Raw genomic sequence first — 17,517 nt, 5'->3', positions numbered from 1 at the left:
GCAGTTCTCGACGCTCTGCGTTTTACGATAGTTGAGAGCTCGATGCGTTACAAAATCCCTGCACCCTTTGCCGCTTTCAGCCAGTCGGGAAACTCTTCCATCAGCAGGTCATAAAGCTTTTCTTCCGGGATCTCGTCCAGCCGGTCGAGGGCGAAGAAGTTGCAGTTGTCGACAACGCGACCGCCCATGTCATCAAGTTTTTCCAGAATGCCGTAACCGCGTCCGCCAAGGCCGACGAACTGCCAGAAGATCGGCAGCTTCGCCGCTTCGGTCATCAACCTGGTAATTTCGCGATCCTGATGCACGCCGCCGTCGCTGATGAACAGGATGTAGACCGGAGTCTTGTCACCGGACTTCTTGTAGTAGTCGATGACCATGCGCATTGCCTTGGGCTCATCGTTGATGCGTGCGTCCAGTTCCCAGTCTTTCCAGCCGCCATGATCGGTTTTGATGAAGTTCTGGAAGTTGCTCAGCGTCACCGCACTTAACTGCTGGGGCTTTGCTCCGAAGGCCCAGCAGTCCAGTGCGCCGTCGTCGTCGAAATGCACGGCAAGCGGAATCAGGCGATCTACCACTTCCTGAACATGACCGCGGGTGTACTGCGGGTTCATCGAACCGGACGCATCCAGTACCAGACCAACCCTGGCCTTGGTATCGGTCAGTCTGGCTTTTTCCAGGCTGACCTGAGCCTTTTTGGCCAGGCTTATCAATTGCGGTGCGGCGTCAGCGATTTTCTTTTCCAGCGAAATACGCGGGGGTGCTGCTGGCGGGGGGGCTGGAGCATCAGCCACTTCGCCGCCGAAATGCACCACCAGCGCGTCCAGCCCGGCGTTATAGCCCTGCAGATTGGAGGCGATGCGCCACTCGCCGTTCTTGCGATAGATATCGGCGACCATGATGGCTTTTTCGGCGGTGAAGGTTGCACCGGAGAACTCGCCGCGAACTAATTCGCGGCCCTGACTCTGGATGCTGAAATGGCTCGCCTGAATCTCGCTCATGGTGCCAGCGCCATCGATGGACGCAGTAAATACCAATCGCTCTATCGAGGCAGGCAAGCCCGCGAGCGATAGCTGAAAATCCCCGCCATTGACTTGTTTGACGCTGTTGCAGGGGCTGCTCGGCTGATTGAAGAAAACCATGTAGCGGTCGTCCGACAGCTTGCCGTTGGCATCGACGCCGAAGCAGACGTAATCAATGACCTGTGCGGACTTGATGGCAATCGACAGGGTGAGATCAGAGCCCTGAATCAGGCTGGACAGGGGAACACGTTGACCTTGAGTAATCTGCATGTCTCTTCCTTGGCAGTGAGGGCGCAGCATAGCCCTCGGTCGAATGACGAAGTGCTGACGTTAACGTTCGCTTCTGCCCACCCCGGCAGGCCCTGCTGCCAGCATGCGCCCGGCCAGTCGTGAGAAGGGCAGGCTTTGCAGCCACACAGTGCCAGGCCCGGTCAGCCTGGCGAAAAACACGCCTTCGCCGCCGAACAGCATCGACTTGATGCCGCCACCAACCATGCGGATATCGTAATCGACTGCCTGCGTCATGGCCGCCAGACAGCCGGTATCGACATCCAGCGATTCGCCTGCCGCCAGCTCGATCTTGCGCACTGTGCCGCCCATGTGCACGAATACCCAGCCGTCGCCTTCCAGCTTTTGCAGAATGAAACCTTCGCCACCAAACAGACCAGTGAGGATTTTTTTCTGAAACTGGATACCAATGGATACACCTTTGGCACCGGCCAGAAAGCTGTCCTTCTGGCAGATCAGTTTGCCGCCGAAATCACGCAGGTTCAGTGGCAGGATGGTGCCGGGGTAGGGCGCTGCAAACGCTACGCGCCCCTTGCCCGAACCCTGTTGCGAAAACACCGTGGTGAACAGGCTTTCGCCGGTCAGCATGCGTTTGCCTGCACCGAACAGCGAGCCCAGCAGCCCTGAAGACTGGTTGCTGCCGTCGCCGAAGATGGTTTCCATCTGCACGTCGCAGGTCTTGTACATCATCGCCCCGGCTTCGGCGACGGCGCTTTCGCCAGGATCAAGCTCCAGCTCGACGAATTGCGTTTCCGCACCGTACAGCTTGAAGTCCACGCCATCGGTGGTCTGCGCCAGGCCATAGCCGCCCGAGGCGTTCGGGTCCGGCGTGAATGAGGGACGCTTGGCAGGAGGTGCAGGTGCCGCAGGTGTGGATGCCGCCTGTGCGGGCAGCCCGGACGGCTTCGGCTGGATCATGTCTGGCGTCGGGTCCGGGAAAGGCGTCACGCCGTCCTTCTTCATGGCGCGCACCTGCGCCACCTGATAGATCGGCTGCCAGTCCGGCATGCCCTGTTTCCAGCACCATGCGCCGGGCGACTCACGGGCAATCAGCCGTGCAGCGTCCGCATCCATCGGGCCAAGCTGTCGGCCCGCATTCATCACAAACCATTGTTCCAAAGCGTCTACTCCCGAGCGAATCGTGACAGTCGTTTGTGCGCGCGTTTTTGCGCGATATTCAGAGGCTCAGGCGCATGGACAGGTCCACGGCCTTCACGTCCTTGGTCATCGCACCAATGGAAATGTAATCCACACCGGTCTCGGCAATCACCCGCAGGGTGTCGTCATTGATGCCGCCGCTGGCTTCCAGACGGGCGCGGCCTGCGGTGAGACGCACGGCTTCGCGCATGTCATCGAGGCTGAGTTCATCGAGCATGATGATATCGGCGCCTGCGTCCAGCGCCTGCTTGAGTTCACTCAGGCTTTCCACCTCGACTTCCACAGGCTTGCCCGGCGCAATCCGGTGGGCTGCCTCTACTGCCTGGGCAATGCCGCCACAGGCTGCGATATGGTTTTCCTTGATCAGAAACGCGTCGTATAGACCGATGCGATGGTTATGACAGCCACCGCAGGTGACGGCGTATTTCTGCGCCAGGCGCAGGCCCGGCAGTGTCTTGCGGGTGTCCAGCAATTTGACCTGGGTGCCCGAGACCATGTCTGCGAAGTACTGTGCACGCGTGGCCACACCCGAGAGCATCTGCAGAAAATTGAGCGCGCTGCGTTCGCCGGTTAGCAGCGAGCGAGCCGGACCTTCCAGGTGAAACAGCGCCTGATTCGGGCTGACCCGGTCGCCATCGGTCACCTGCCAGTGCACCGCCACGCGAGGGTCCAGTTGGCGGAAGACCGTATCGACCCATGCGGTGCCGGCGATCACCGCTGCATCGCGGGAAATGATGGTGGCCTTGGCCAGCCGTTCCGCCGGAATCAATTGGGCGGTGATATCGCCGCTGCCGACATCCTCAAGCAATGCGCGGCGCACATTGGCTTCGATCTCGGCGGTCAGGTCGGCAATTCGTAAATTCGGCATAGCGGGCTCCAGTAGCAAAGTCGTCCGAGTATAAGGCACCGCACACCGCTAACCCACCTGCGGCGATGCCCCGGTGCAGCCTTGAGAACATGCAGTTGGTCGGTTTGGCAAATTCGTTTGCGATGGAAAGCGAATATCGCGGTCTATCGCAGCATATGAGTGCCTTGTCACAGTTCCAACGACAACCATAGAAGTGTCACTGGCGTAGATGACAAGTTTTGAAAGATAATCCGACTTGTAATTGACGTCATGACTTTGACGTTTTGCAAGGCCAAGCGGGTCGCTTCACAGTGCGAGGGTAGCAAGCCACGTTTGTGATGGGGTTCAGGTTGTTTCCTGTCAGGGGGTGTAATGCCGAACGACGAAAAAGTGCTCCCCGCGCAGGGGGCCGGTACTCCTTTGGCCCGATTACCTGTTGTGTTGTTGCAGGTCCGCGACAAGGCGGCCCAGCAGCTCAAGGATGCGTTGCAGGCGCTGTTCGACAACGCCGACGATACGCTGTTCGAAATGGCTGACCGCGCCCGCAGCAATACTGATCAGAACATCTTCTTTGAAGCCATGCGCGACCTGCGCCTCAAGCGCAAAAGTATCGAGCGAGGCTTCCTCGACAAGTTTTATGAGTCTTTTCTGGCTTTGGGCCAGTATCAGATTCACGAGCCCGTGCTGCCCACCGCCGTGTCGTTCGATAAGCTGGCGCTGGTGCATAACGATGATCTCGAGAAGACTGTGGCGGTGGATGCCATGGTCAGCAAGGTCATGAGCCGTGACAGCCTCGCGCTGGGCCAGCTCACTGCCCGCCTGAATGTTCTGATTCCGCAAGCTATCGCCGAGGATTCCAACCCGTTGGGTCCGGCAATGCTGTGCCGGTTTTTCCTGGATGCAGGACGTAGCCTTGGCGTCGAGATCAAGGTCAAGCTGATCATTCTCAAACTATTCGAGAAATACGTCCTGGCCAATACTGACCACCTTTACAGTGAAGCCAATCAACTGCTGATTGCCACGGGTGTGTTGCCGGACATGAAAGCACTGCCGGCCCGTCGATCATCTGATCGGGCGGCTCCCAGGAATCGCGTCTCCGAGATGTCTGATCCTGCAATGAATGAGGCCGCCGACAAGCTCGACAAAGGTGTGCAGGAGGTTTTCTCTGCGCTGCAGGAGTTGTTGCTGCAGGTTCGTGGCAACCTCGCTCCGCGTCATGAGCCCAATGCCGAGGTTCGGCCGATTTCCAGCCGTGACCTGCTGCGCCTGCTTTCTCACCTGCAGCAGTACGTCCCCTCTCAAGACACCGCAGACGATTTTGACCTGCGCAATCAGCTGGAACAGTTGCTGACCCGAGTCAACGTCAAAACCGGCAAATCCAGAATTGTTGGCGGCGGCGACGAGGATGTGATCAACCTGATTGCCATGCTCTTCGAGTTTATCCTTGATGATCGCAACCTGACGCCTTCATTGCGTGCGCTGATCGGGCGCTTGCAGATTCCGATGCTTAAAGTAGCTGTGCTCGATAAAAGCTTTTTCAGCCGCGGCAGCCATCCGGCCCGCCGCCTGCTCAACGAAATTGCCACTGCCGCGCTGGGTTGGGGCAGCCGTGATGACTATCAGCACGACTCGCTTTATCAACGCGTCGAGCAGATCGTGCAGCGCCTGCTCAATGACTTTGTCGATGATCCGGCAATCTTCTCTGAATTGCTGGCGGACTTTCTGGCGTTCACCAGTGACGAACGTCGTCGCAGTGAGCTGCTTGAGCAGCGCACCCGCGATGCCGAAGAGGGGCGCGCGCGTGCCGAACTGGCACGGCAGCAGGTGCAGCATGAGTTGAATCAGCGCCTGCTGGGCCGCACATTGCCGGAGGTGGTTGTGCGTCTGCTGCAGGAGGCCTGGAGCAAGGTGCTTCTGCTGACCTGTCTCAAGCATGGCGAAGAGTCCAGCGAATGGCAGGCCGGACTGGCAACCATGGATGAGCTGATCTGGAGCGTCGAACAACATGACGACCCCCAGGCGCTGCAGCGCTTGCTCGAGCTGGTGCCCGGGCTGCTCAAGTCCCTGCGCGATGGCCTGACCAGCGCTGCGTTCGACCCGTTTGCCACCAGTGAATTCTTCAGCCAGCTGGAATCGCTGCACGTTCAGGCGTTCCAGCACTTCTCGCGCTTGCAGGAAGGTGGTGATGATGCACAAGGTGGTGAAACGTCGTTGACAGGCGCACAGCTCGTTGAAAGCCCGCCGATGATGGCCGTTGTTGAAGAAATCGTTCTGGTCACCCCCGAAGAGCGGATGCTCAATGAGCCGACTGTGCAGCTGCCTGCCGACGATGCCGGTCTGCAGATGGTCGACAAATTGCGCGTCGGTTGCTGGGTCGAGATTCAGGAAGATGAAGAGCACAAGCTGCGCTGCAAACTGACCGCGATTGTCGAGCCGACCGGGCGCTATGTGTTCGTCAACCGAACCGGCATGAAGGTCCTGGAAAAGACCCGTACCGGTCTTGCCATCGAGTTTCGTCGCGGTGCCGTGCGGATTCTCGATGATGCGCTGCTGTTTGACCGGGCACTGGAATCGGTCATCAGCAACCTGCGCAAGCTCAAGGGTGCCTGATCTTATCTGATTGATTGTATTGCCGACGCTCTGCGTCGGCATGCAGTTCGTGAAGCCCGCGTCACCTATCTCAGCTGTGTAGCGTGTGTTTCCTACACCGCGGGTCAACGGCTAAACCTCCACATCCATTCCTGTCGCGGGCATAATCAGCGCCACTTATTCGCCCGTTCAAGGAGCGCTCATGCAACTGGACTCCGCAAGCGGCTGGTGCGATGGCGTACAGCATTGCCCTTCACCCAACTTCAATGCGCGGCCCGAAGGCGAAATCTCGCTGCTGGTCATCCACAACATCAGTCTGCCGCCTGCGCAATTCAAGACCGGCAAAGTGCAGGCTTTCTTTCAGAACCAGCTTGACAGCACCGAGCATCCCTACTTTGTGGGGATTGCCGATCTGCGCGTTTCAGCGCATTTTCTGATTGAACGTGATGGCGAGGTCATTCAGTTCGTCTCCTGTCTTGATCGCGCGTGGCACGCAGGGGTTTCCAGTTTTCAGGGTCGTGAGGGCTGTAATGACTTCTCTGTCGGCATTGAGCTGGAAGGAACTGACGAGCAGCCGTTCACCGAGGCGCAGTACCACGCTCTGATCGAGCTGACGCGTCAATTGCGTCAGGCTTTCGTGGCAATCACCCCCGAGCGCATCTGCGGTCACAGTGACATAGCGCCGGGACGCAAGACTGACCCAGGCCCCTTTTTCGACTGGGCCAGGTTTCAAGCGGCTTTGCTGGATTGATGTGAGGGACGAACAATGAGTTTTCTGGTGCTACTGCTGGCCGTTCTTGTCGAGAAGTTTTCGGCGCTGCGTCAGCGCGTTCAGCGTGACGGGCCCTGGCTGAAGGAACTGGCCAGGCTCGAAGCCAGCCCGCGGACGGCGACACGTCCCTGGATCATGCTGGCGCTGCTGGTTCTAGTGCCTGTCCTGCTGCTGCAACTGGCGCTGACCATCATCGGCTCGGTGGCTTATGGCTGGCTGGTCCTGCCTATCCACCTGCTGGTGCTGATCTACAGCCTGGGTCGGGTTGACCTGATCGCGGTACTCGGGCCGTTTCGTGATGCCTGCAGGCGTGGTGATACGCAGGCCGCGGTGCACGTGGCCGGGCGCGACATGGGTGTGCAGGCAGATAACGGCGAGCAATTGCTGCACGGCGTGCAGGGCTACATGCTCTGGCAGGCGTTTCAGAGTTTCTTCGCCGTTATTTTCTGGTATTTCGTGCTCGGCCCGGTAGCGGCATTGGCCTACAGGCTGTTGGCGCTTGCCGCTGAACAGGGCACGACACCTGCACTGGTAGAGCGGGCAGGGCAACTGCGCCACGCCTTTGAATGGGTGCCGGTCAGGCTGCTCGCCGCAAGCTTTGCGCTGGTCGGCAACTTTGTAGCCGTGAGTCGCGTGATGTTGCACGAACTGCTCAACTGGAACATCAGCGCCGCACAGCTGATTACGCGTGTGGGTTGCGCTGCCAGCGAGGTGCCGCCGCCGGTGATCGGTCCGCAAGGTGTCACCGGTCTCGACATGCTCTGGGAGCTGCTGGTTCGTGCTGCAATTGTCTGGTACGCAGGATTTGCGTTGTGGACCCTGTTGCGCTGATCGGCTCGGCAGTTTTGACCCAACGATTTTGACTTATGCGCTGGCCGTACGAGGCCAGCCGAACAGCTCGTAGGCATTCTCGGTGCTCGCCTGGGCCAGGCGCTCAGAGGGGATCTTCATCAGGTCGGCGAGCGCTTGGCAAATGTCAGGCAAGTGCTGCGGGCTGTTGCGCATGTAGGGGTGCATGGCAGGTGCCATGTCCGGTGAGTCGGTTTCCAACACGACGCTGTCCAGCGGCAGCTCGGCGATGACACGATGCATGCGCAGCGCCTGCGGCCATGTCGCTGCGCCGCCAAGGCCCAGTTTGAAGCCCAGCTTTATGTATTCACGCGCCTCTTCACGACTGCCTGCAAAGGCGTGAACGATGCCGCTGCGTTTGAGTTCGTGGCGTTTGAGAGCGGCAATTACGTCAGCGTGACTGCGGCGCACATGCAGCAGGGCGGGCAGGTTGAAGTCTGATGCCAATTGCAGTTGTGCTTCAAAGAGCTCCTGCTGACGTGGCTTATCCGGATGCTCGACGTAATAATCCAGACCGATCTCGCCCACTGCACACAGCTGCGGATGTCCTTGCAGGCGCGTCAGCCAGTCCGCCAGTTCGTTCAGGTGTTCTGCCCGGTGCTCATCGACATACACCGGATGCAGCCCGAAAGCTGCGTGCAGGGCAGGGTTTGCTTCGGTCAGCTCCCACAGCCGCTGCCAGTTGCGCTGATACACCCCAAGCACCACGATGCGCTGCACGCCGAGTGCCAGGCAGCTATCCAGGACCTGGGCGCGGTCGGCATCGAAATCCGCAAAGTCCAGGTGGGTATGGGTATCGATCAGCGTCACATTCACACCTCGTGAATACGTTGCTTGAAGGCGCGTGCAATGGCATGGACGCCAGGCTGATAAGTATCCTTCTCGATAGCGGCCAGGGCTAGTTGCAGCGCCATGTCGGCGATCAACTGGTGCTGCTGGGCCATGGCATTGACGGGCAACGGCAGGAAGTCCAGCAGTTGTGTATCGCCGAAGGTGCCCAGGTGCAATTGAGTCGATTGCAGTGCCTGACTTTGCAGCACATCGAACACGCCTTGCAGCAGCACATAGGACGTGGTTATCAGCGCATCGGGAAAATGCCCCTGACGCTGTAGCATCTCGGTCATCAAACGCTGGCCACACTGACGGCTGAACGCTTCGCCGTGCTCGATGATGGTGGCTCCGGTAAAACCGTCGAGTGCGTGTTCGAAGCCTGCGGCACGCGCGCGACTGATGCTCAGCTCTGGACGTGCTCCGATCAGGGCGATGTGTCGCGGTCGGGTTTGCAAGAGGCTGCGAGTCAGTTGCAGGCTTGCGTCATGGTCGTCGCTGACTACCGAGCAGAAAAATTCGGGATTCATTTCCCGGTCGATGGCGATGATCGGCATGCCCTTGAGCTGCAAGTCGCGGTAGCTGTCGTCATCAGGTGGCAAGCAACTGGCGACCAGCAGTGCATCGCAACGTCGCGCACGGAAAAGCTGCAAGAGCTGCAGTTCGCTGACAGGGTCGTCATCGGAGCTGGCAATCAGCAGTTGATAGCCGAGACTGCGTGCGCCCTGTTCAAGCAATTTGGCGATGCGCGCATAACTGGGGTTTTCCAGGTCCGGCAGGATGAAGCCCAGCGTTTTGCTATGACGGCTGCGCAGGCCCGCCGCTTGCGGGTTGGGTCGGAAGTCGTGCTGCTCGACCACTGCCTTGACGCGTTCGACCGTTGCCGGGCTGATGCGTTGTTGTTCGGCCTTGCCATTGATCACGTAACTGGCCGTAGTGACAGAAACACCTGCAAGACGTGCGATATCGCTCAGTTTCACCCCGAAATTTCCTTTAGTCAGGTAAGTGGCTCTGGACAGTCGAATTATTTTTGCTATGACGATGATCTTTACACCAGACCGTAGGAAATTCCCATGTGCTTCAAGTATTTTGGGAAGTGTCCCACAGTGATCAGCCCGACTGGGCTTCAATGAATCCCTAGAATCGAGTAACGTGCCGGGCAATTGTAGATTAAACGATTCAGCACGCCTGTTGTCTGCTGCAATCGAGATGAAAGTGATGTCCGATACGATGTCCGGGCAAGCATCGCTTGCATCCCCCCAAGCTGTCGATCACGTGATCGTCATTAAAACAAGAATCAGGTGGCGCCTTGGCGCTGCACAGGAGTCAAGGCAATGCTCGAACTCACTCTGGAGCAAATATCCATGGCCCGGTCGGCTGTGGATAAAACTGCCGCACTTAAGCTGATTGCCGACCACCTGGTCGCTGATGGCCTGGTTGCCGAGGGCTACCTCACCGGGCTGATGAGCCGTGAGCAGCAGGGCTCGACCTTTCTCGGTCAGGGCATCGCCATCCCGCACGGTACCCCCGAAACCCGCGATCTGGTGGTTACCACCGGTGTGCGTCTGATGCAGTTCCCCGAAGGGGTGGACTGGGGCGACGGGCAAATGGTCTATCTGGCGATTGGTATTGCGGCCAAGTCCGATGAGCACTTGCGTCTGCTGCAACTGCTGACCCGCGCATTGGGTGAAGAGGATCTGGGCCAGGCGCTGCGCGAAGCCAGGACGCCGGAAGACCTGCTCAAATTGTTGCAGGGCGCACCTCAGGAACTGGCGCTCGACGCACAGATGATCAGCCTCGGCGTATCGGCCGACGATTTTGAAGAACTGGTCTGGCGCGGCGCACGCCTGCTGCGCAAAGCCGACTGCGTGAGCAACGGGTTCGCTGCCGTGCTGCAGCAGGTTGAAGCGTTGTCGCTGGGTGATGGCCTGTGGTGGCTGCACAGCGAGCAAACGGTCAAACGTCCGGGTCTGGCGTTCGTCACGCCGGACAAACCTATCCGCTATCTTGGCCAGCCGCTGACCGGTCTGTTCTGTCTCGCCAGTCTGGGTGAGGCGCATCAGGCGCTGCTGGAGCGTCTGTGCCTGTTGCTGATCGAAGGCCGTGGTCATGAGTTGGGCCACGCCACCAACAGTCGCGTTGTGCTGGAAGCTCTGGGCGGCGAAGTGCCTGCCGAATGGCCGACCCAGCGCGTCCAGCTGGCCAACGCCCACGGCCTGCACGCCCGCCCGGCGAAGATACTGGCGCAACTGGCCAAGGAGTTTGACGGCGAGATCCGTATGCGCGTGCTGGAAAGCGGCGAATCTGCGGTGTCGGCCAAGAGCCTGAGCAAGCTGCTCAGCCTCGGCGCACGCCGTGGTCAGACGCTGGAGTTCATTGCCGAACCGACGATTGCCAACGATGCGTTGCCTGCCCTGATCGCCGCAGTGGAGCAGGGCCTGGGTGAAGAAGTCGAACCGTTGCCCGTTGCTTCAGAGGCTCAGGCTGCACCAGCGCCTGCTGCTGTAGCCAAGCCGCTTAACGCCCCGGCTGCCGGTAGCGTGTTGCAGGCCGTGCCTGCTTCGCCGGGCATTGCTATCGGCCCGGCCCACGTTCAGGTGCTGCAAATCTTTGATTATCCGCAGCAGAGTGAGTCTGTGGCTGCCGAACGCGAGCGTCTGCACAAGGCGATCGGTGAAGTCCGCAGCGACATCGAAAACCTCATTCAGCGCAGCAAGTCCAAGGCTATCCGGGAAATCTTCATCACCCACCAGGAGATGCTCGAAGACCCGGAACTGACCAACGAAGTCGAGGCGCGCCTCAACAACGACGAAAGCGCGGCTGCGGCCTGGGCCACGGTTATCGAGACCGCTGCCGTTCAGCAGGAACAACTCCAGGACGCACTGCTGGCCGAGCGTGCCGCCGACCTGCGTGATGTGGGGCGTCGCGTGCTGGCGCAGATCTGCGGCGTCGAAACCGTTGCGGCCCCGGACGAACCTTACATTCTGGTGATGGACGAAGTCGGCCCATCCGACGTAGCCCGTCTGGACCCGGCGCAGGTCGCTGGCATTCTCACCGCCCGTGGCGGCGCGACCGCGCACAGTGCCATCGTGGCGCGTGCGTTGGGCATTCCCGCACTGGTCGGTGCCGGTGACGAAGTGCTGCTGCTCAAGCCCGGCACCGTGCTGCTGCTCGACAGCCAGCGCGGGCGGCTCACCGTCGCACCTGACGAAGCAACCCTGCAGCGCGCCGCTCAGGACCGTGATGCCCGCGAAGAGCGCCTCAAGGCCGCAGCGGCAGCGCGTATGGAGCCTGCTGTGACGCGGGATGGGCATGCCGTCGAAGTGTTCGCCAATATCGGCGATAGCACCGGGACGCCAGCGGCTGTGGAGCAGGGCGCGGAAGGCGTTGGCCTGCTACGCACCGAGCTGCTGTTCATGGCGCATTCTCAGGCCCCCGATGAAGCCACGCAGGAAGCTGAATACCGTCGCGTGCTGACTGATCTGGGCGGCCGTCCGCTGGTGGTGCGTACGCTGGACGTGGGTGGCGACAAACCACTGCCTTACTGGCCGATCGCCAAAGAGGAAAACCCGTTTCTTGGCGTACGCGGTATCCGCCTGACCCTGCAACGCCCGGATGTGATGGAAAGCCAGTTGCGCGCCCTGTTACGCGCCGCAGACAGCGGCCCGCTGCGCATCATGTTCCCAATGATCGGCACGCTTGAAGAGTGGCGTCAGGCGCGGGAAATGACCGAGCGGTTGCGCGAGGAGATTCCGGTCAGCGACCTGCAACTGGGGATCATGATCGAAGTGCCATCGGCGGCTCTGATTGCCCCGGTGCTGGCCAAGGAAGTGGACTTCTTCAGCATCGGCACCAACGACCTGACGCAGTACACAATGGCCATCGACCGCGGCCATCCGACTCTTTCGGCTCAGGCTGACGGCCTGCACCCATCGGTGCTGCAACTGATCGACATGACCGTGCGCGCTGCGCATGCCAACGGCAAATGGGTGGGCGTGTGCGGCGAACTGGCCGCCGACCCGCTGGCGGTGCCGATTCTGGTCGGGCTGGGCGTGGATGAATTGAGTGTATCGGCGCGCAGCATTGGCGAGGTCAAGGCGTGCGTGCGTGAGCTGACCCTGAGCAGCGCGCAACAACTGGCGCAAAATGCGCTGACGGCGGGCAGCGCCGCCGAAGTTCGTGCGCTTGTGGAGGCTGTGTAATGGCTAAGATTCTTACCCTGACCATGAACCCGGCGCTGGACCTGACTGTGCAGTTGGGCCAGTTGGAGCTGGGCCAGGTCAACCGCAGCAATGCAATGCTCACTCACGCAGCGGGCAAAGGCCTGAATGTGGCGCAGGTGCTGGCAGACCTGGGCCACGACCTGACCGTTGCCGGTTTTCTCGGTGTCGACAACCAGCAAGCGTTCGAGGCGTTGTTCGAACGTCGCAACTTTGTTGACGAGTTTGTCCGTGTGCCGGGAGAAACCCGCAGCAATATCAAGCTGGCCGAAGGCAGTGGCCGCATCACCGACCTGAACGGCCCTGGCCCGCAGGTCAGTGAAGAGGCACAGCAAGCGCTGTTCGCCCGTGTGCAACAGATTGCATCAGGTTTCGACGTTGTGGTCGTTGCTGGCAGCCTGCCGCGTGGTGTCACGCCGGAGTGGCTGCACAAACTGCTGGTGATGCTCAAGGACCTCGGTCTGAAAGTAGCGCTGGACAGCAGCGGCCTGGCCCTGCGCGCCGGTCTTACCGCCGGGCCGTGGCTGATCAAGCCCAACACCGAAGAACTGGCCGATGCGCTCGACGCACCGATCATTTCCATCGCCGCGCAAGCCGAAGTGGCTGCTCGCCTGCACACGCAGGGCATCGAGCATGTGGTGATCTCTCAGGGCTCTGAAGGCGTGCACTGGTTCAGTCCAAGTGTGGCGCTGCACTCGCTGCCGCCCAAGGTCACGGTGGCCAGCACGGTAGGTGCTGGCGATTCGCTTCTGGCCGGCATGGTGCACGGGCTGATCAGCGCTCACGAGCCACAGAAGACCTTGCGCACCGCTACGGCGATTGCCGCCATGGCAGTGACCCAGATCGGTTTCGGTATCACCGATGCCGCGCAACTCAAACGGCTTGAAGGCGGCGTCACTGTACGCAGCCTTTCAGAACAATAAGAGAGGATCGTCATGAAGTTAGCCATAGTTACGGCCTGCCCGAACGGCAAGGTCAGCAGCGTACTCAGCGCACGATTGCTCGAAGCGGCGGCTCTGCGCCAGGGCTGGGAAACCAGCGTCGAAATCATCGATCCCAATAAGGCCGATCAGCACTTGTCCGCTCAGGACATCGAAGCCGCCGATCTTGTCCTGGTGGTCAATACCGGTCCGGTGGACCTGAGCCGCTTTGTCGGCAAACGCCTGTTTCAGGATTCGCCTGCGCATGCGTTGCAGGATGTCGACAGTTTTCTGCAGCGCGCCGAGCGAGAAGCGCAGGTGCATGTGGCTTCCGAAGCCGCGGCGCCTCAGGCAAGCGGTGATACGGGCGCGCAACCGCGCATCGTTGCGATCACGGCTTGTCCGACCGGCGTCGCGCACACGTTCATGGCGGCCGAAGCGATCCAGCAGGCTGCCAAGCGTCTGAATTACGACCTGCAAGTCGAAACCCAGGGTTCGGTCGGTGCGCGCAACCCGCTCAGCGCCAAGGCCATCGCCGATGCCGACGTGGTGCTGCTGGCGGCGGATATCGAGGTCAATACCGACCGCTTGGCCGGCAAGAAGATCTACCGTTGCGGCACCGGGATCGCCCTCAAGCAGTCCGAGGCGACCCTGAAAAAAGCCTTGGCGGAAGGGCAGGTGGAATCCGATGAGGCCACCGCCAAGTCACCCGCCAGGCAAGAAAAGACGGGCGTCTACAAGCACTTGCTGACCGGTGTTTCGTTCATGCTGCCGATGGTGGTGGCGGGCGGGCTGTTGATCGCTCTTTCCTTCGTGTTCGGTATCACCGCGTTCAAAGAGCCGGGCACGCTGGCTGCGGCACTGATGCAGATCGGTGGGGAGGCGGCGTTCAAACTGATGGTGCCGTTACTGGCCGGTTACATCGCCTATTCGATTGCTGACCGTCCGGGGCTGGCACCCGGCATGATCGGTGGTCTGTTGGCGAGTACGCTGGGTGCCGGGTTCATTGGCGGTATCGTTGCCGGTTTTCTGGCTGGTTACAGTGCTGCCGCGATCAACCGCTACGCACGTCTGCCTGCCAGTGTCGAAGCGCTCAAGCCGATTCTGATCATCCCGTTGCTGTCTAGCCTGTTCACCGGTCTGGTCATGATCTATGTGGTCGGCAAGCCGGTTGCGGGCATGCTGGAAGCCTTGACGCACTTCCTCGACAGCATGGGCACCACCAACGCCATCCTGCTGGGCGTGGTGCTCGGTGCAATGATGTGCGTCGACCTTGGTGGGCCGATCAACAAGGCGTCCTATGCGTTCTCGGTCGGTCTGCTGGCGTCCCAGAGCTATGCGCCGATGGCCACTGCCATGGCTGCCGGTATGGTGCCGCCCATCGGTATGGGCATCGCCACGATCCTGGCCCACCGCAAGTTCGCCCAGAGCGAGCGAGAGGCAGGCAAGGCGGCGTTCGTGCTGGGGCTGTGCTTCATCTCGGAAGGTGCCATTCCCTTCGCTGCAAAGGACCCGTTGCGGGTGATTCCGGCCAGTGTCGTGGGTGGCGCGCTGACCGGTGCATTGTCGATGTACTTCGGCTGTAAGCTGATGGCACCACACGGCGGCCTGTTTGTGATGCTGATCCCCAACGCCATCAACCATGCGCTGTTGTATCTGCTGGCGATTATCGCCGGTAGCGTGCTGACCGGCGTGGTCTACGCGCTGATCAAGCGTCCAGAGCCGGTGGACATGGAAGTGGCGCCCGCAGGCGCCTGATTACCGATTGCAAGCGCCCTCAGCGTACCAGCGCGAGGGCAACCCCCTGGCCACCGCCGATGCACAGCGTGGCCAGGCCCTTCTTGGCATCGCGCCTGATCATCTCGTGCAGCAGTGTCACCAGCACGCGGCAGCCTGACGCGCCAATCGGGTGGCCAAGGGCGATGGCACCACCATTGACGTTGAGCTTTTGCGGGTCCAGCCCCAGTTCCTTGCCGACCGACAGCGACTGTGCGGCAAATGCTTCGTTGGCTTCGATCAGATCCAGTTCGTCCAGCGACCAGCCAGCCTTGTCCAGGCAGCGCCGGGTTGCACTGACCGGGCCGATGCCCATGATGGCCGGGTCGACACCTGCGTTGGCGTACGCGGCGACGCGCGCCAGCACTGGCAGGCCCAACTGCTCGGCTTTGGCCGCGCTCATCAGCATCACGGCGGCGGCACCGTCGTTGAGCGAAGACGCATTACCGGCGGTGACGGTGCCGTCCTTCTTGAACGCAGGTTTGAGTTTGCCGAGTGTTTCAGCCGTGGTGCCAGCGCGGGGCTGTTCGTCAGTGGCGAAGGACAACGGCTCGCCCTTGCGCTGAGGGATCAGGATCGGAGTGATTTCATCGACAAAGCGTCCGCCTTCAATGGCCGCAATCGCTTTTTGCTGAGACAGGGCAGCGAACTGATCCTGGGCTTCACGGCTGATGTCGTACTGCTGCGCGAGGTTCTCGGCGGTGATGCCCATGTGGTAATCATTGAATGCATCCCACAGACCATCAGTGATCATGGTGTCGACCATGCTGGTATGGCCCATGCGCAAACCGGTGCGTGCGCCCGGCAGCGCGTAGTTGGACAGGCTCATGTTTTCCTGGCCGCCAGCAATGATGATTTCGGCATCACCGCAGCGAATCGCCTGGGTCGCCAGGTGCAGTGCCTTGAGGCCCGAGCCGCAGACCTTGTTCAGGGTCATGGCCGGTACCGAGAAGGGCAGGCCCGCCTTGATGGCAGCCTGTCGCGCCGGGTTCTGGCCTGCGCCGGCGGTCAGCACCTGGCCCATGATGACTTCATCGACTTGCGCGCCGTCCACGCCGGTTTGCGCCAGCAGTTGGCGAATGACTGCAGCGCCAAGATCTACAGCAGCAACGGCAGCCAGAGAACCCTGGAAACTGCCGACGGCGGTACGGGTGGCGGCGACGATAACGACGTCCTGCATGGTGCTGATCCTCATTGTTATTGAGGGCTCATGTTGGCACAGATAGGCAGGCAGGTTCCAACCGTGAACCGCTCGGTCACGTTTTGCCGAAAACCTTTAGGTAACGTCCATGCGGCGTCTGGCACGTTGCGCTGATCCGTCCTGCACGGCCCAACGCAAAATGGGCGCGGTGTTGTTGACGCCCAGGCGGATTATCCGGCGCTGCACGGGGCCTTGGGTAATGTCGAGCATTTCGCTCGCCCAGTCCGGCAGCAAGTCGATACCGGCACGCATCATCAATACACCGAAAGGCTTGGCCAGCCAGTTGGGCGCGGGGGCATCAAGCAGTAGGCGCAGCACTTCGTGACTGCGTTCGTCACACACCAGTTGCCCGCGAATGTCTGCCAGATAATCAGCGATGGCCTGACGTGAGCGCGGAACATTACCTGCCCCGAGCCGTTCGGCAACCAGCGCTGTTTCAGCGTAGTACGCGTCCTGATCGGTGAGCGACATATCCGGGTTGAGGTAGCGCAGATGGGCTGCGAGAAAGCTGCTGACTTCGGCCACATGCACCCAGGTCAGCAAATCCGGATCGCTGGCGGCATACGGCCGGCCATCGGGCGCGGTGCCGACGATATTGAGGTGAATGTTGCGCACCTTGTCGATCAGCCAGTTGGCATCTTGAGTGGAGCCGTAGGTGGTGCCGGACAGAAACTGCCCTGTACGCCGCAGGCGACCGAGCATGTCCTGACGAAAGTTGGAGTGGTCCCAGATACCCGCCAGTGCCAGTGGGTGTAGCGCCTGCAACATCAAGGCGCTGATGCCGCCGACCAGCATGCTGGTGAAATCGCCGTGTACCTTCCAGCACACTGCCTGAGGACCAAACAGACCGGGGTCGCCCTTGGGGTTCTCCAGATCCAGCTGGCCCAGGGCTAGGCCGGTAAGGCTGATGACCTGGGTTTCGATGCGGGTGCGGATGAATTCCATGTCGTGCTCGTGCATCGGGGAGGGCGTGGATAAAACTGACTGAAGCTCGTTCGACGCGCGGAGCGCTCATCGCCTGGCTGACTATCATGCCGACGCTCCGCGTCC

At 60.6% G+C, this 17,517-nt stretch carries 13 protein-coding genes; 6 read left to right on the top strand and 7 right to left on the bottom strand.

All coding sequences use genetic code 11. The annotated features are described in order from the left end of the window. Positions 1-47 precede the first annotated feature (47 nt). From ALO64_RS20375 to nadC, 3 genes are read right to left on the bottom strand one after another with little or no spacing between them, the layout of a single operon-like run. Positions 48-1,289 (bottom strand): VWA domain-containing protein, encoded by a 1,242-nt coding sequence (locus ALO64_RS20375; RefSeq protein ID WP_044344237.1) that lies wholly within the window; start codon positions 1,287-1,289, stop codon positions 48-50. A gap of 60 nt (positions 1,290-1,349) precedes the next feature. Next, a complete protein-coding gene (locus ALO64_RS20370; protein WP_044344236.1) occupies positions 1,350-2,426 on the bottom strand; it encodes a TIGR00266 family protein in 1,077 nt (358 codons plus the stop codon). 58 nt (positions 2,427-2,484) lie between these two features. Next, positions 2,485-3,333, bottom strand: coding sequence for a carboxylating nicotinate-nucleotide diphosphorylase (gene nadC, locus ALO64_RS20365; protein ID WP_002552042.1), 849 nt, complete (start codon positions 3,331-3,333; stop codon positions 2,485-2,487). A 351-nt stretch (positions 3,334-3,684) separates the two neighbouring features. Here nadC and ALO64_RS20360 point away from each other — a divergent pair, with 351 nt between their 5' ends. From ALO64_RS20360 to ampE, 3 genes are all read left to right on the top strand, one after another. Further along, positions 3,685-5,922 (top strand): DUF1631 domain-containing protein, encoded by a 2,238-nt coding sequence (locus ALO64_RS20360; protein ID WP_044344235.1) that lies wholly within the window; start codon positions 3,685-3,687, stop codon positions 5,920-5,922. A gap of 181 nt (positions 5,923-6,103) precedes the next feature. Further along, positions 6,104-6,652 (top strand): 1,6-anhydro-N-acetylmuramyl-L-alanine amidase AmpD, encoded by a 549-nt coding sequence (gene ampD / locus ALO64_RS20355; protein WP_002552044.1) that lies wholly within the window; start codon positions 6,104-6,106, stop codon positions 6,650-6,652. 15 nt (positions 6,653-6,667) lie between these two features. Further along, positions 6,668-7,504, top strand: a complete 837-nt coding sequence (gene ampE / locus ALO64_RS20350) for a regulatory signaling modulator protein AmpE (protein WP_044344234.1) — start codon at positions 6,668-6,670, stop codon at positions 7,502-7,504. Positions 7,505-7,537: 33 nt separating this feature from the next. Here the strand turns inward: ampE and ALO64_RS20345 are convergent, their stop codons facing one another. Together ALO64_RS20345 and cra are read right to left on the bottom strand one after the other, a co-directional pair. Beyond that, positions 7,538-8,338, bottom strand: a complete 801-nt coding sequence (locus ALO64_RS20345; protein WP_044344233.1) for a TatD family hydrolase — start codon at positions 8,336-8,338, stop codon at positions 7,538-7,540. Further along, positions 8,335-9,330 (bottom strand): catabolite repressor/activator, encoded by a 996-nt coding sequence (gene cra, locus ALO64_RS20340; RefSeq protein ID WP_044344232.1) that lies wholly within the window; start codon positions 9,328-9,330, stop codon positions 8,335-8,337. Before cra ends, ALO64_RS20345 begins: the two co-directional genes overlap by 4 nt. A 354-nt stretch (positions 9,331-9,684) precedes the next feature. Between cra and ptsP the strand changes: the two genes are divergently transcribed. Genes ptsP through ALO64_RS20325 form a run of 3 tightly spaced genes read left to right on the top strand, consistent with a single transcriptional unit; the run spans position 9,685 to position 15,248 of the window. Continuing rightward, on the top strand, positions 9,685-12,552 hold the full coding sequence (ptsP, locus tag ALO64_RS20335) for a phosphoenolpyruvate--protein phosphotransferase (RefSeq protein ID WP_044344231.1): 2,868 nt from the start codon (positions 9,685-9,687) through the stop codon (positions 12,550-12,552). Then, positions 12,552-13,493 carry a 1-phosphofructokinase gene (gene pfkB / locus ALO64_RS20330; protein ID WP_002552049.1) on the top strand — a complete coding sequence of 314 codons (942 nt, stop codon included), beginning with the start codon at positions 12,552-12,554 and terminating at the stop codon, positions 13,491-13,493. Before ptsP ends, pfkB begins: the two co-directional genes overlap by 1 nt. Positions 13,494-13,505: 12 nt before the next feature. Further along, complete coding sequence (locus ALO64_RS20325; RefSeq protein WP_044344230.1) at positions 13,506-15,248, top strand: PTS fructose-like transporter subunit IIB; 1,743 nt, start codon at positions 13,506-13,508, stop codon at positions 15,246-15,248. A gap of 19 nt (positions 15,249-15,267) precedes the next feature. On the opposite strand, the gene ALO64_RS20320 is transcribed toward ALO64_RS20325, so the two are convergent. Together ALO64_RS20320 and ALO64_RS20315 are read right to left on the bottom strand one after the other, a co-directional pair. Further along, positions 15,268-16,446: an acetyl-CoA C-acetyltransferase gene (locus ALO64_RS20320; RefSeq protein ID WP_005732358.1), complete on the bottom strand. Its 1,179-nt coding sequence runs from the start codon at positions 16,444-16,446 to the stop codon at positions 15,268-15,270. Between the two features lie 96 nt (positions 16,447-16,542). After that, positions 16,543-17,412: an oxygenase MpaB family protein gene (locus tag ALO64_RS20315; protein ID WP_002552052.1), complete on the bottom strand. Its 870-nt coding sequence runs from the start codon at positions 17,410-17,412 to the stop codon at positions 16,543-16,545. Positions 17,413-17,517: the final 105 nt, after the last annotated feature.

The sequence above is a fragment of the Pseudomonas meliae genome (genome assembly GCF_001400515.1).
Taxonomy (GTDB): Bacteria; Pseudomonadota; Gammaproteobacteria; order Pseudomonadales; family Pseudomonadaceae; genus Aquipseudomonas; species Aquipseudomonas amygdali.
This window is presented reverse-complemented; position numbering and strand designations above follow the sequence as displayed.